The sequence below is a fragment of the Azospirillum sp. A1-3 genome (assembly GCF_023806445.1).
In the GTDB taxonomy this organism is placed as follows: domain Bacteria; phylum Pseudomonadota; class Alphaproteobacteria; order Azospirillales; family Azospirillaceae; genus Azospirillum.
This window is the reverse complement of sequence record NZ_JAMSLU010000001.1, coordinates 1735426-1747912: the sequence shown is the minus strand read 5'-3', so window position 1 is coordinate 1747912 and position 12487 is coordinate 1735426. Positions and strand designations below refer to the sequence as shown.

Below are 12487 nucleotides of genomic sequence, written 5' to 3'. Positions count from 1 at the left end.
CTTACTTTCCGCGGCGAAGCATCAGGCGAAGGGTGGCGTCGACCGCCTCATCGGACAGGTCGTCGGGGAGGGGCTGCGATCCATGGATCATCGACAGGCGGTCACGCAGGAAGCCGCCTTCGGCGAGGAAGCGCGGCACCAGCGGACAGCCCGGACGGTTGTACCAGCCGCCCTCGGTCCGAGTCATGTCCGCCGGCCAGTCCTGCAGCGGACGGGGCGTCGGTCGGGTCAGAGTCCTGGCTTTGATCATTCCGCGGCCCCCTTGGCGCTGGCGCCGGCGGCGGACCGCCGGGCGTTGTGGGATTGGTCGTGGTCGGTCAGGCTTGGATCGGTGTTGAAGGAATTGGTGCGGCCGGCCGGGCCGCCGTCCAGCATCGCCAGCACGGCGTCAGCCAGCGCGGTGGCGGCGTCGGCGGTGCCCCAGTCGTGGGCGGCCCGCGCCGATGCTGTGAGCGCCTGCGGGTCGGCCAGCAGGGAGGACAGCCGCTCGGCCAGGGCCTGGGCGGTGAAGGAGGGCTGCGGCACCAGCCAGGCGGCGCCGGCCTCGGCCAGATGGCGGGCGTTGGCGGTCTGGTGGTCGTCGGTGGCGTGCGGGTAGGGCACTAGGATCGCCGGACGGCCGACGCAGGTCAGCTCCGCGATGGTGGAGGCGCCGGCGCGGGTGACGGCAAGGTGGCAGGCGGCCAGCCGTTCCGGCACGTCGCGGAAGAAGGTCTGCAACTCCAGCCGGGCGAGGCCCAGCGGCTCCAGCGCGTCGCGGGCGGCTTCCAGGTCTTCCGGGCGGCACTGCTGCGCCAGATGGATGCGGGCGCGCATCTCCTCCGGCAGCAGGGCGAGCGCCGCGGGGATCACCTCGGAAAAGACGCGGGCACCCTGGCTGCCGCCCATCACCAGCAGGCGGATCGGGCCGGCGGCGCCGGGCGCCTCGTAGGGGGAGAGGCGGCGGGCGGCGACCGCCGGACGGACCGGGTTGCCGGTGCGGACGATCTTGGCGCGCTGCGCTTCGCCCAGCTTCTCGATGCCGGGGAAGGCGACGGCGATGCGGCTGGCGCCGGCGATCAGCATCCGGTTGGCGCGGCCCAGCACGGCGTTCTGTTCGTGCAGCAGGGCCGGCACCCTGGACTGGATGGCGGCATAGACGGTGGGCACGGACGGGTAGCCGCCGAAGCCGACGACCGCGGCGGGATCGAGCCGGCGCATCAGCGCCCGCGCCTCCAGCAGGCCCAGCCCCATCTGCAGGGCGGCCTTCAGCTTGCCGACGATGCCGGCGCCGGGCGAGGCGGCGCGGATGCGGTGAACCGGCACCTCCGGCAGATTCTCGCCGAAGGCATGGCCGCGCTTGTCGGTGACCAGCGTCACGGCGCGGCCGCGGGACAGCAGCTCGCGCGCCAGCGCTTCGGCCGGGAACATGTGTCCGCCGGTGCCGCCGGCGGCCAGCACGATCACTTTGTTGGCGTTCGCGTCGAGGGTCGTCGCGCTCAAGTCCGTCGGCCTCCTCATTCCAGGGGGCCGAAGCGTTTGCGTGTCAAAGCCAGAACCATGCCCATGCCGAACCCGAGAGCGAGCAGCGAGGAGCCGCCGTAAGAGATGAACGGCAGGGTCATGCCCTTGGTCGGCATAAGATGCAAGGACGAACCCATGTTGATCGCCGCCTGAAGCCCGAACTGGATCAGAAGACCGGCGGCGGCCAGCAGGACGAAGTAGTTGTTGTCGTTGAAGATGCGGGCGAATCCACGCAGCACGACAAAGGCGAACAGCACCACCAATCCCAAGCAGAAGATCAGCCCCAGCTCTTCGCCTGCGACGGCGAAGATGAAGTCGGCGTGGCTGTCGGGCAGGTAGAACTTGACCGTGCCCTGGCCGGGGCCGGTTCCCATCAGGCCGCCGTTGGCGAAGGCCTCCAGCGAACGATTGACCTGGTAATTGTCGCCGGCATGCGGGTCGAGGAAGCGGTCAATGCGGCTGGTGACGTGCGGCAGCGTGTAATAGGCACCGACCAGCCCGACGATCCCCAAGCCGCCCAGCCCCATCACCAGCACGAGGTTCAGCCCGGCCAGGAAGAACTGGGTGAACCAGACGGCGGAGACGACGAAGGTCATGCCCAAATCGGGCTGCAGGATCAGGCCGACCATGGTGACGCCGTACAGCACCATCGACACCAGCGCGCCGGGGAAGCCCGGATTGGTGCGCGACAGCGAAAACAGCCAGGCCGCGACCACGGCGAAGGCCGGCTTCACGAACTCCGACGGCTGGATCGACAGGCCGGGGACATGGATCCAGCGGCGGGCGCCCTTGATCTCCACGCCCACGACCAGCGTGGCGTAGACCAGCACCACCGAGATCAGGAACACCCCCAGCGCCACCCGCCGTACGCCGCGCGGGCTGAGCAGCGAGACGCCGACCATGATGATGATCGCCGGGATCAGCATCATCACGTGGCGTTCGACGAAATAGAAGGTGTCCTGGATGCCGATGCGCTCGGCCACCGGCGGGCTGGCCGCGGTGATCAGGACGGTGCCGAGGAACATCAGCAGGGCGACGGCGCCCAGCTGCCAGCGGTCGACGGTCCACCACCAGCGGCCGAAGATCGATTGGTCGGTGCGGTCGAAGGTGATCATGCAACGCCTCCGCTGGTACCGGTCCCGGTGTTCTCATGCGCGGAAACGATGTTCGCGACATAGGTCGCGAAGGCGTCGCCGCGCTTCTCGAAATTGGCGAACTGGTCCCACGACGCGCAGGCCGGCGACAGCAGCACGCAGGCGCCCGCCAGCCGCTCCGCCAGCGCCATCCCGGCCGCCTTCGCGGTCGCGACATCAAGCGTTCCGCAGCGTGTATAGGCAACGCCCTGCGCATCGAGCCATGCGGCGAACTGTTCCTGCGCCTCGCCGATCAGGAAGGCGTGGCGCACGCGGCCCATATAGCCCTCCAGCCCGTTCAGCCCGGTGTCCTTGGCCTGTCCGCCGAGGATCCAATAGATCGGATCGAAGGTCGCCAGCGCCTTTTCGGTGGCGTCGGCGTTGGTCGCCTTGCTGTCGTTGACGAAGCGCACGCCCTCCAGCGTGCCGACCAGCTGCTGCCGGTGGGCAAGGCCGGGGAAGGTCGCCATCGCCGCGACGATGGCCGGCACCGGCAGGCCGGCGGCCTTGCAGGTGGCGAAGGCGGCGGCGGCATTCTGCCAGTTGTGGGCGCCCAGCAGGGTCGGCAGCGCCGACAACTCCGCCACACGCACCGCCTCGCCGTCGGTGTCGTCGACCAGCCAGCCGTCGGCGGCATAGACACCGCCCGCGACCGGCCCCCGGGCCGAGATCGGCCACACGCGCTGGTCGCCGGCGGCGACGAGGTCGGCGTGGATTTTCCGGCAATGCTCGTCGTCCACCCCGATCACCGCGGTGCGCGGCCAGGTCTGGCGATGGAAGATCAGCTTCTTCGCGGCGACATAGCCCTCCATCCCGCCATGGCGGGCGAGATGGTCGGGCGTGATGTTCAGCAGGACCGCGATGTCGAAGGTGATGGAGTGGGTCAGCTCCAACTGGTAGCTCGACATTTCCAGCACGCAGGTGTTGCCCGACCCGATGGGGTCGAAGGTCAGAACCGGCGTGCCGAGGTTGCCGCCCACGGCGGCCTTGCGCCCGGCGGCGGCCAGGATGTGGCCGACCAGCGTGGTGGTGGTCGATTTGCCGTTGGTGCCGGTGATGCCGATGAAGGCGCAGTCACGCTCCGCCCGGCCCAGCAGCTCGATGTCGCAGATCAGCTCGATCCCCAGCGCGCGGGCGCGCTCGGCCACCGGGTGCGGCTTGGGGAAGGTGTGGGGGATGCCGGGCGACCAGACGATGGTGGTCAGGTCCGACAGGTCGGCGGTGGCGAGATCGACGACGGCGAAGCCCTCCGCCTCCGCCGCGGCGCGAGAAGCGGGGTTGTCGTCCCATACCCGCACCTCGGCGCCGCTGTCGCGCAATGCGCGGGCGGTGGCGAGACCGGACTTGCCCAGCCCCATCACCGCGACGGGCAGTTCCTGCATATAGAACAGGTCGATCATCGCCGGTCCCCCTCAGCGCAGCTTCAGCGTGGACAGGCCGACCAGCGCCAGGATCGAGGCGATGATCCAGAAGCGGATCACCACCGTCGGTTCGGCCCAGCCCTTCTTCTCGAAGTGATGGTGCAGCGGCGCCATGCGGAAGACCCGCTTGCCGGTCAGCTTGAAGGAAGCGACCTGCACGATCACCGACACCGTCTCCAGCACGAACAGGCCGCCGATGATGGCGAGCACGATCTCGTGCTTGGTCACCACGCTGACCGCACCCAGCGCGCCACCCAGCGACAGCGACCCGGTGTCGCCCATGAACACCATCGCCGGCGGGGCGTTGTACCAGAGGAAGCCGATGCCGGCGCCGATCAGCGCCCCGCAGAAGATCGTCAGCTCGCCGGAGCCCGGCACATGATGGATCTGCAGGTAGTTGGCGAAGATCGCGTTGCCGGAGAGATAGGAGATCAGGGCGAAGCAGCCGGCCGCGATCATCGTCGGCACGATGGCCAGCCCGTCCAGGCCGTCGGTCAGGTTCACCGAGTTCGACGCGCCGACCATGATGAAGGCGCCGAACGGCACGAAGAACCAGGACAGCTGGATCAGGAAATCCTTGACGAAGGGAACCGCGACGCCGCCCGACAGCGGCGGGGCCGACACCCACATGATCAGCGCCGAGGCGACCAGCCCGATGGTGATCTCCCAGCCCAGGCGGAAGCGGCCGGACAGGCCCTTGGTGTTGCGCTTGGTCAGCTTCAGGTAGTCGTCGCCGAAGCCGATCAGGCCGTAGCCGATGGTCACCAGCAGGACGATCCAGATATAGGCGTTGGTCAGGTCGGCCCACAGCAGGGTGCTGACCGTCATCGCGATCAGGATCATCAGGCCGCCCATGGTGGGCGTGCCCTTTTTCTTGAAGTGGGTCTCCGGACCATCGGCGCGGATGGGCTGGCCTTCGCCCTGTTTGCGCTTCAGCCAGGCGATCAGGCGCGGAAAGAACACGAAACTCATGACCAGCGACGTCAGCACGGCGCCGCCGGTCCGGAAGGTGAGATACCGGAACAGGTTGAACGGCGTGAAGACGTCGGCCAGACCGAAGAGGAGGTTGTAGAGCATTTGGGTCCGTCAGCCTCGCGGCGCCTGCGCGGACTGCGCCGCCGCCTGTGGCTGGTTGGTGGTTCGGGAGGCGGCTTTGTCCTCGCTTTCGCGCCCGCTGTCGAGTGCCGCGAGCGCATCGACGATCAGACCTGTACGACTGCCCAAGGACCCCTTGACCATGATAACGTCGCCGCCTTTTACGGTCCCGGTCACGATGGGGGCCAACTCCACGCTGGTCTCGGTCCAGGCGCCGCGCATCGCCGCCGGCAGGCGGTCGAACAGCGCCTTCATGTGCGGCCCGCAGGCATAGATGGCGTCCACCTGCGCGGCGCGCAGCGGCTCGGCCAGCGCGATGTGCAGCGCGTCGGCGCGGTCGCCCAGCTCGCGCATGTCACCCAGCACGGCGATGCGCCGGCCACCGGCGCCGGGGTCGATCTTGCCCAGCACCTCCAGCGTCGCGGTCATGGCCGCCGGGCTGGCGTTGTAGCTTTCGTCGATCAGGGTGAAGGCGCCCTGCGGCAGCTGGATGCGCTTGCGGGTGCCGCGGCCCTTGACCGGCTGCAGGCTGGACAGCGACCGGGCGGCGGCGGCCACGTCGGCGCCCAGCGCCTTCACCGCCAGCAGCACCGCCAAGCTGTTCATCACCCAATGCTTGCCCGGCAGCGACAGGCAATATTGCAGCCGCTCGCCGCGGATGACCGCGGTCACCGCGCTGCAGGTGGCGTGCAGCGAGCAGTCGACCAGCCGGGCGTCGGCCTCCTCATGGGCGCCGAAGCTCCAGATATTGGTCAGGCCGTGGCGGCGGGCGGCGGCGGCCAGCCGGGCATATTGCCCATTGTCGCGGTTCAGCACGGCGACGCCGTCCGCGTCCAGCCCTTCGAAGATCTCGGCCTTGGCGTCGGCGATGGCCTCGACGCCGGAGAAGAATTCTAGATGCGCCGCCTCGACCGTGGTGATGATGGCGACATGCGGCTTGACCTGTCGGGACAAGGGCCCGAGTTCGCCGGCGTGGTTCATCCCCAACTCGAACACGCCATAGGCGCAGTCGGCGGGCAGGCGGGCGAGCGACAGCGGCACGCCCCAATGGTTGTTCAGGCTGCCTTCGGTGGCATAGGTCGACCCTTGCGCCGACAGGACGTGGCGCAGCGTCTCCTTGGTGCCGGTCTTGCCGACCGAGCCGGTGACGCCGACGAAGCGCGCGCCGCAGCGCGCCCGCGCGACCTGACCCAGCGCCGCCATCGCCTCCAGCGTATCGACAGGGGCGATCAGCAGCGGCGCGTCCGCCGGCAAACCGTCGGGCAGATGGTCGACCAGCGCCGCAGCGGCCCCGGCGGCCAGCGCGGCGCCGACGAAGGCGTGGCCGTCGAAGTTCGGTCCGCGGATGGCGACGAACAGGTCGCCCGGTGCCACCTTGCGGCTGTCGATGGTGACGCCGGTGGCGGTCCAGGCGGACGGGCCGGCCAGACGCCCGCCGGTGGCGTCCGCCGCGTCCGCCGCAGTCCAGAGGACCGTCTTCTCCGCACTCATGCTCCAACCTCCGCTACGGCTTTCCGGGCCTCGTCCGCATCGTCGAACGGACGCACCTCGGTGCCGATCGTTTGTCCCTGTTCGTGGCCTTTGCCGGCGATGACCAGCACGTCGCCGGGCTGAAGCTGCCGCACCGCGGTGCGGATCGCCTCGGCCCGGTCGCCGATCTCCTCCAGCCGGCCGGCCAGTTCCCCGGTGGCCCCGGCCAGCACCTCGCTCCGCACGAAGGCGGGATCCTCGGTGCGCGGGTTGTCGTCGGTGACGATGGCACGGTCGGCCAGTCTGGCCGCCAGCGCCCCCATCACCGGCCGCTTGCTGCGGTCACGGTCGCCGCCGCAGCCGAACATCGTCACCAGATGGCGCGCGGCATGCGGCTTCAGCGCCCGCAGCACCGTTTCCAGCGCGTCGGGCGTGTGGGCGTAATCGACGTAGACCGTCGCCCCGTTGGGGTGGGTCGCGACATGCTGCAGCCGGCCCGGCACGCCTTCCAGGGAGGAAAGCGTGGTCAGCGCCCGCCCGGCCTCAAAGCCGGATCCGATGACCAGACCCAGCGCGCAGAGCACGTTCCAGGCCTGGAAGCGACCCGCCAGCGGCAGGTCCACCGTCACGTCGCGGCCGAGCACGGACAGGGCGAGGCGCTGGCCATGGGCCAGCGGCTCCACCCCGGTCACCCGAAGCTCGGTTCCGGCCAGACCATAGGACAGGACGCGGTGTCCACGGTGGTTACAAATGGTGGCAAAATGTTGAAATTCCGGAGAGTCGGCGTTCAGCACCGCGACGGCGCCCGGCGGCAGGACGCGGTCGAACAGCATCGCCTTGGCGTCGCGATACGCTTCCATCGTGCCGTGATAGTCCAGATGGTCGAGCGTCAGGTTGGTGAAACCGGCGGCCTTGATCGCCACGCCGTCCAGCCGGAACTGCTCCAGCCCGTGGCTCGACGCCTCCATCGCCAGATGGTCGATGCCGGCGTCCTTGGCGGCGGCGAGGTCGCGGTGCAGCGACACCGGGTCCGGAGTCGTCATCCCGCCATAGCCGTGCAGGCCGGGGCCGAGCAGGCCCAGCGTGCCCAGGCTGCCGGCCGGCAGGCCGAGCCGGGTCCAGATCTGGGCGGCGAACTGAACGGTGGAGGTCTTGCCGTTGGTGCCGGTCACCGCCACCACCGTCTCCGGCTGGCGCCCGCCATGGAAGGCGGCGGCCATGCGCGCGAAGGCGAGGCGGGGTTGGGGGTCGGTCAGCAGGACGGCGGTGGAGCCGGTGGGCAGTTCGGTGCCCTCGGGCGCCAGCACGGCGACGGCGCCCTTGGCGAGCGCGTCGGCGATGAAGGCGCGCCCGTCGGCCTTCACGCCGGGCAGGGCGGCAAAGACAAAGCCGGGCCTGACCGCGCGGCTGTCGGCGGTCAGCCCGGCGATGTCGGGATCGGCGGCGCCGGCGGTGGCGTCAGCGTGGTTTGGTCTGAGTTGGGAAAGACGCAACGGTGCTTCCCTTCGACGGGGGTGGGGCGGTGACGGAGGGCATGGTCTGCTGCCAGTTGGTGGAACCGGCGGCGTTCAGGTAGGTGGAGTTCAGGATTTCCGGCGCGTTCTCGTCCACCATCGGCGTGTTCAGCAGCGGGCCGATCTGCTTGACGATGCGGCCCACCGCCGGGGCGGCGACCCAGCCGCCGGTGGCGTAGCCGTAGGTCTTCGCCGTGGCCTTGGGTTCATCCACCAGCACATAGACGATGTAGCGGGGATCGTTCATCGGGAAGGCGCCCAGGAACGACGACATGCGCGAGTTCTTCTGGTAATGCCGCCCCTTCTGCTTGTCGGCGGTGCCGGTTTTTCCGCCGACGACATAGCCCTTGACTTCCGCCGACTTGCCGGTGCCTTCGGTGACCACGAAGCGGAACATGCGCCGCATCATGTCGGAGGTCTGGCGCGACACCACCTGTTCTGTCGGAATCTCGTCGCCCGCCTTGCGCTTCAGCAGCGTCGGCTTGTGGAAGAGGCCGCCGTTGATGACGGACGCCGCGGCGGCCACCGTGTGCATCGGGCTGACCGAGATGCCATGGCCGAAGGAGATGGTGTAGCTGTTGACCTCGCGCCACGGATTCGGTACCAGCGGCCAGCCGCTTTCCGGCAGCTCCAGACCGGTGGGCTTGGTGAAGCCCATCTTGGTCATGAAGGCCTTCTGCGCCGCCACGCCCACCTGCTGCACCATACGCACGGAGCCGAGATTGGAGGAGTGCTGGAACACTTCCGCCACCGTCAGGGCGCGGTGCAGGTTGTGGTAGTCGTTGATGGTGAAGCGGCCGATCTTGATCGGATGGGCCGCGTCGAACATGTCCGACACCCGGATCTTACCGCTGTCGAAGGCCAACGCGGAGTTGAAGATCTTGAAGGTCGAACCCATCTCGTAGACGCCGAGGGTCGCCCGGTTGAACAGCGTGTCGGGGTTCAGGCCGGTCGGGTCCTGCGGGTCGAAATCGGGCAGCGAAACCATCGCCAGCACTTCGCCGTTGCGCACGTCGAAGACGATGCCGGCGGCGCCGATGGCGCTGAACTCCTGCACCGTGGCGGCCAGTTCCTTCTTCAGGACATGCTGCAACCTGAGGTCGATGGAAAGCTGCAGCGGCGTTCCCGGATCCTCGGTCAGCCGCTTGTTGAAGCCCTGCTCCATGCCGGCGAGGCCGTTGTTGTCGATGCCGGTGAAGCCGACGACATGCGAGGTCAGTGGGCCGGCGGGGTAGAAGCGGCGCTCCTCCCGCTCGAAGGCGATGCCGGGAATGCCGAGCCGATGGACGGCGGCCTGCTGCTTCGGGGTCAGGTTGCGCTTCAGCCAGACGAACCGGCGGTCACCGACCAGCTTGCCGAGGACATCCTTGTAGTCCAACTCCGGCAGGGCGCTGACCAGCTTCTGCGCGGCCTCTTCCGGGCGCGACACCAGCTTGGGGTCGGCGTAGAGCGACTGGGTGACCAGCGAGGTTGCCAGCAGGGTGCCGTTGCGGTCGAGGATGTCGGCACGGTTGGTGGTGGTGTTGTCCAGTTCCAGCGCCACATGCTGGCGCGGCTCGCCGCCGCCCGCGAACAGGGTGGCCATCGCCAGCTTGACGCTGATCGCGGTGAAGACGGTCGTGACCACGGCAGCCGTCACCATCAGGCGGTAACGGCTCTGTTCCAGCGCAACCGCCAGCGAGGTCCGCGGCTTGGCGGACTGCTGCTGGGGCGACGGCGGAAAGGGCGAGGGCGCCGGCGGCGGCACATAGGTACTGCCGGTGCTGGCGCCGGGCTGGCCGTAGCCGGCCGGGCCGCCGTGGTCGTGACCGTTCATCGATTGGCCCCCAGGCGCGCAACGAGCAGCCCGAGGCTGTCGGTCGGCTTGGGCTGGTAGGGCTGCTGGGCCGCAACCGCCGCAGCCTTAGGCGCCGGTGCCGGCGGAGTCGGTCGGGACGCCAGTTCGGTCGGGCGCGCGGTCGGCGCGTTGGGCGCAAGCTTGCCGGCGGCGCGGTCGGGCGCCTTCTCCGCCGGCGCGCGGGCGGAGCCGGGCACCAGGGCGGCGGGCTTGATCCGGGCGCCGCGCGACGGGTCGGCCAGACCGCCGGAGGAGGGCAGGGACGCGGGCACGACGACCGGCGCGCGTTCCAGCGCCTTGTCCATCGGCAGCGGCTTCGCCAGCGCCGCACCGGCCGGCAGGCTGACCGGAACGATTCCGGCGGCGGCATTGTTGTTGGGAGCGGCGGGGATGCGGGCGGCGGCGACCTGCGGGGCGCCGGTGCCGGGCGCGCGCACCATCGGCGGCAGCGGGGCAGGGTTGGTCTGGGCAGGCGGTTGGACGGCATCGCCCGGACGCATGGGGATCATGTCCATCGCCATGTACTGGCGCGGCTCGCTCGGCTGCAGCGCCAGATAGGCCTGCGCCATCTGTTCCAGCTTGGTGGGGTCGTTCAGGTAGCTCCACTCGGCCTTCAGGACCTGGATGGACTCCTGTTCCTGAATGATCTTGCGGTTAAGCCCGGCGAGCTTCTCCTCAAGATCCTGGACGTCGTAGCTGGTCTGGAACAGCACGCCACCGGCGGCCGCGATCAGGCCGCCCCAGAACAGCCAGGTCTTGCCTTTCATGCTGCCTCCTTGCCGGGCGCCGGGAACGCGGCCGCCTCGGTACGTTCAGCCGCGCGCAGCCGGGCGGACCGGGCGCGGGGGTTGTTGCGGGCTTCGGCCTCGCTCGGGTCCACGGGTTTCCGGGAGAGCAGGCGGAAGGATGGATGATGCGCCGCGACCGCGGTCACGGGCGTATGGCGGGACGGGGAGGGCGGCGGCGAGGAGCGTTCCCGCAGGAACGCCTTGACCTCGCGGTCCTCCAGCGAATGGAAGGAGACGACGGCCAGACGCCCGCCGGGCGCCAGCAGCGACTCGGCGGCGGACAGGCCGCGCCGCAACTCGCCCAATTCGTCGTTCACATGGATGCGCAGCGCCTGGAAGGTCCGGGTCGCCGGGTCGATTCCGTCGCCCTTCCCCTTCGGCACCACCGAGCGGATGATGTCGGCCAGCCGCGCCGTGCGCTCGATCGGCGCCTCGCGGCGGGCGGCGACGATGGCGCGGGCGACGCGGCGCGCCATCCGTTCCTCACCCAGGTGATAGATGATGTCGGCCAGTTCCGCCTCGTCGGCGCTATTGACCACATCTGCGGCGGTCGGCCCATCCCGTCCCATCCGCATGTCGAGCGGGCCGTCGAAGCGGAAGGAAAACCCGCGCTCCGGCTCGTCGATCTGCGGGGAGGAGACGCCGACGTCGAGCGCCACGCCGTCGACCTTGTCGACGCCATGGTCCGCCAGCAGCGTGTCCATGTCGCCGAAGCGGCCCTCGATCACCTCGAGCCGGCCGGGGAATTCCTGGGCCAAGGCGCGACCACGCTCGATAGCCGCGGGGTCGCGGTCGATGCCGATCACGCGGCAGGAGGCCGACCGCAGCAGGGCGCGGCTGTAGCCGCCGGCGCCGAAGGTGCCGTCGACATAGAGACCGCCGTCGCGCGGGGACAGCGCGGCGATCACCTCGTCCAGCAGAACGGGAATATGGATGCGGGTGTCGGTCATCAGGCGCCCTCCCCGCTCCGGCTGGCGGCGCCGCGGGAGGCCTTGGCGACGATCTGGCTGAGCGAGATGTCCTTGCGCACGACCTGCTCGCGAAGCGCGGCCTCGTGGGCCTTCAGCGCGTCGGGTTCCCAGATCTGGAAGGTCTTGCGGCGGCCGATGAAGGCGGCCTCCTCGGTGATGCCGGCGAACTCCGCCAGTTCCTTGGGCAGGACGATGCGGCCTTCGGCGTCGGAGGAGACGGGGATCAGCTTTCCGAAGATGAAGGTCTCGATCATGTCGCGCTCGTCGGCATCGAGGTCAGGGGATTCGAGGCTCTCGGAGAGGACGTCGAGATAGTCCTGGTCGGCGCCTTCCAGCGCCTGGTGGTTCAGCGAAGGCCAGAGGTAGACGGTGCTGGGAGCCGACGTCTTGGCAAGCGACTGCCTGAACTGTGCCGGGATGGACACACGCCCTTTCCTGTCAACTTTGTTGACGTATGTGGACAGGAAAACGGCCATAGGCCCGGTGGTCCCCCCTGCTATCCCCCATGCGCGGTCGGGTGCCCCGCGCTAGCCCCGCTTGGCCCATTCAGCTCCCGCCCCCAGGTGTTAACCAAAATGGGTAAGAGCCCCCCTTAAATGGGCATTCTTGGGATAGCATGGGACGGCATGGGCGTCAACGGCCCCCCGAGTATTCAGACGGGGGTGTCAAGACTTTTGGGTCGGGCTGTGGCATCCGGGCAAGTTGGTGTACGAATTTTCAGAATCTTCGCAGTATTTCGCTGGACTCCTGCGATG

The 12487-nt window shown here is 69.2% G+C and carries 11 protein-coding genes; all 11 read right to left on the bottom strand.

Going from position 1 to position 12487, the window contains the following annotated elements; all coding sequences use genetic code 11:
• Position 1: 1 nt before the first annotated feature.
• Genes M5E06_RS08240 through M5E06_RS08190 form a run of 11 tightly spaced genes read right to left on the bottom strand, consistent with a single transcriptional unit; the run spans position 2 to position 12157 of the window.
• Positions 2-187 (bottom strand): hypothetical protein, encoded by a 186-nt coding sequence (locus M5E06_RS08240; protein WP_247870655.1) that lies wholly within the window; start codon positions 185-187, stop codon positions 2-4.
• 59 nt (positions 188-246) lie between these two features.
• Positions 247-1500 (bottom strand): undecaprenyldiphospho-muramoylpentapeptide beta-N-acetylglucosaminyltransferase, encoded by a 1254-nt coding sequence (murG, locus tag M5E06_RS08235; protein ID WP_252137807.1) that lies wholly within the window; start codon positions 1498-1500, stop codon positions 247-249.
• Positions 1497-2618 carry an FtsW/RodA/SpoVE family cell cycle protein gene (locus M5E06_RS08230; RefSeq protein WP_109073943.1) on the bottom strand — a complete coding sequence of 374 codons (1122 nt, stop codon included), beginning with the start codon at positions 2616-2618 and terminating at the stop codon, positions 1497-1499. Before M5E06_RS08230 ends, murG begins: the two co-directional genes overlap by 4 nt.
• The gene (gene murD / locus M5E06_RS08225; protein ID WP_252137806.1) at positions 2615-4036 is read right to left on the bottom strand and encodes a UDP-N-acetylmuramoyl-L-alanine--D-glutamate ligase; all 1422 of its coding nucleotides are present in this window, start codon (positions 4034-4036) and stop codon (positions 2615-2617) included. The genes M5E06_RS08230 and murD overlap by 4 nt, the downstream gene beginning before the upstream one ends.
• Before the next feature lie 12 nt (positions 4037-4048).
• Positions 4049-5134 (bottom strand): phospho-N-acetylmuramoyl-pentapeptide-transferase, encoded by a 1086-nt coding sequence (gene mraY, locus M5E06_RS08220; RefSeq protein ID WP_109073941.1) that lies wholly within the window; start codon positions 5132-5134, stop codon positions 4049-4051.
• Between the two features lie 9 nt (positions 5135-5143).
• Positions 5144-6643: a UDP-N-acetylmuramoylalanyl-D-glutamyl-2,6-diaminopimelate--D-alanyl-D-alanine ligase gene (locus M5E06_RS08215; protein ID WP_252137805.1), complete on the bottom strand. Its 1500-nt coding sequence runs from the start codon at positions 6641-6643 to the stop codon at positions 5144-5146.
• A complete protein-coding gene (locus tag M5E06_RS08210) occupies positions 6640-8115 on the bottom strand; it encodes a UDP-N-acetylmuramoyl-L-alanyl-D-glutamate--2,6-diaminopimelate ligase (protein ID WP_252137804.1) in 1476 nt (491 codons plus the stop codon). Before M5E06_RS08210 ends, M5E06_RS08215 begins: the two co-directional genes overlap by 4 nt.
• Positions 8081-9952 carry a peptidoglycan D,D-transpeptidase FtsI family protein gene (locus M5E06_RS08205; protein ID WP_252137803.1) on the bottom strand — a complete coding sequence of 624 codons (1872 nt, stop codon included), beginning with the start codon at positions 9950-9952 and terminating at the stop codon, positions 8081-8083. The genes M5E06_RS08210 and M5E06_RS08205 overlap by 35 nt, the downstream gene beginning before the upstream one ends.
• A complete protein-coding gene (gene ftsL / locus M5E06_RS08200; RefSeq protein ID WP_252137802.1) occupies positions 9949-10740 on the bottom strand; it encodes a cell division protein FtsL in 792 nt (263 codons plus the stop codon). The genes M5E06_RS08205 and ftsL overlap by 4 nt, the downstream gene beginning before the upstream one ends.
• Positions 10737-11711 carry a 16S rRNA (cytosine(1402)-N(4))-methyltransferase RsmH gene (gene rsmH, locus M5E06_RS08195; RefSeq protein ID WP_252137801.1) on the bottom strand — a complete coding sequence of 325 codons (975 nt, stop codon included), beginning with the start codon at positions 11709-11711 and terminating at the stop codon, positions 10737-10739. The genes ftsL and rsmH overlap by 4 nt, the downstream gene beginning before the upstream one ends.
• Positions 11711-12157 (bottom strand): division/cell wall cluster transcriptional repressor MraZ, encoded by a 447-nt coding sequence (locus M5E06_RS08190; RefSeq protein WP_014248340.1) that lies wholly within the window; start codon positions 12155-12157, stop codon positions 11711-11713. Before M5E06_RS08190 ends, rsmH begins: the two co-directional genes overlap by 1 nt.
• Between the last annotated feature and the right edge of the window lie 330 nt (positions 12158-12487).

Bases quoted from the DNA above. Each gene is read 5' to 3' on its own strand.
- M5E06_RS08240 (WP_247870655.1), bottom strand. From the start codon at position 187: ATGACTCGGACCGAGGGCGGCTGGTACAACCGTCCGGGCTGTCCGCTG.
- murG (WP_252137807.1), bottom strand. From the start codon at position 1,500: ATGAGGAGGCCGACGGACTTGAGCGCGACGACCCTCGACGCGAACGCC.
- M5E06_RS08230 (WP_109073943.1), bottom strand. From the start codon at position 2,618: ATGATCACCTTCGACCGCACCGACCAATCGATCTTCGGCCGCTGGTGG.
- murD (WP_252137806.1), bottom strand. From the start codon at position 4,036: ATGATCGACCTGTTCTATATGCAGGAACTGCCCGTCGCGGTGATGGGG.
- mraY (WP_109073941.1), bottom strand. From the start codon at position 5,134: ATGCTCTACAACCTCCTCTTCGGTCTGGCCGACGTCTTCACGCCGTTC.
- M5E06_RS08215 (WP_252137805.1), bottom strand. From the start codon at position 6,643: ATGAGTGCGGAGAAGACGGTCCTCTGGACTGCGGCGGACGCGGCGGAC.
- M5E06_RS08205 (WP_252137803.1), bottom strand. From the start codon at position 9,952: ATGAACGGTCACGACCACGGCGGCCCGGCCGGCTACGGCCAGCCCGGC.
- ftsL (WP_252137802.1), bottom strand. From the start codon at position 10,740: ATGAAAGGCAAGACCTGGCTGTTCTGGGGCGGCCTGATCGCGGCCGCC.
- rsmH (WP_252137801.1), bottom strand. From the start codon at position 11,711: ATGACCGACACCCGCATCCATATTCCCGTTCTGCTGGACGAGGTGATC.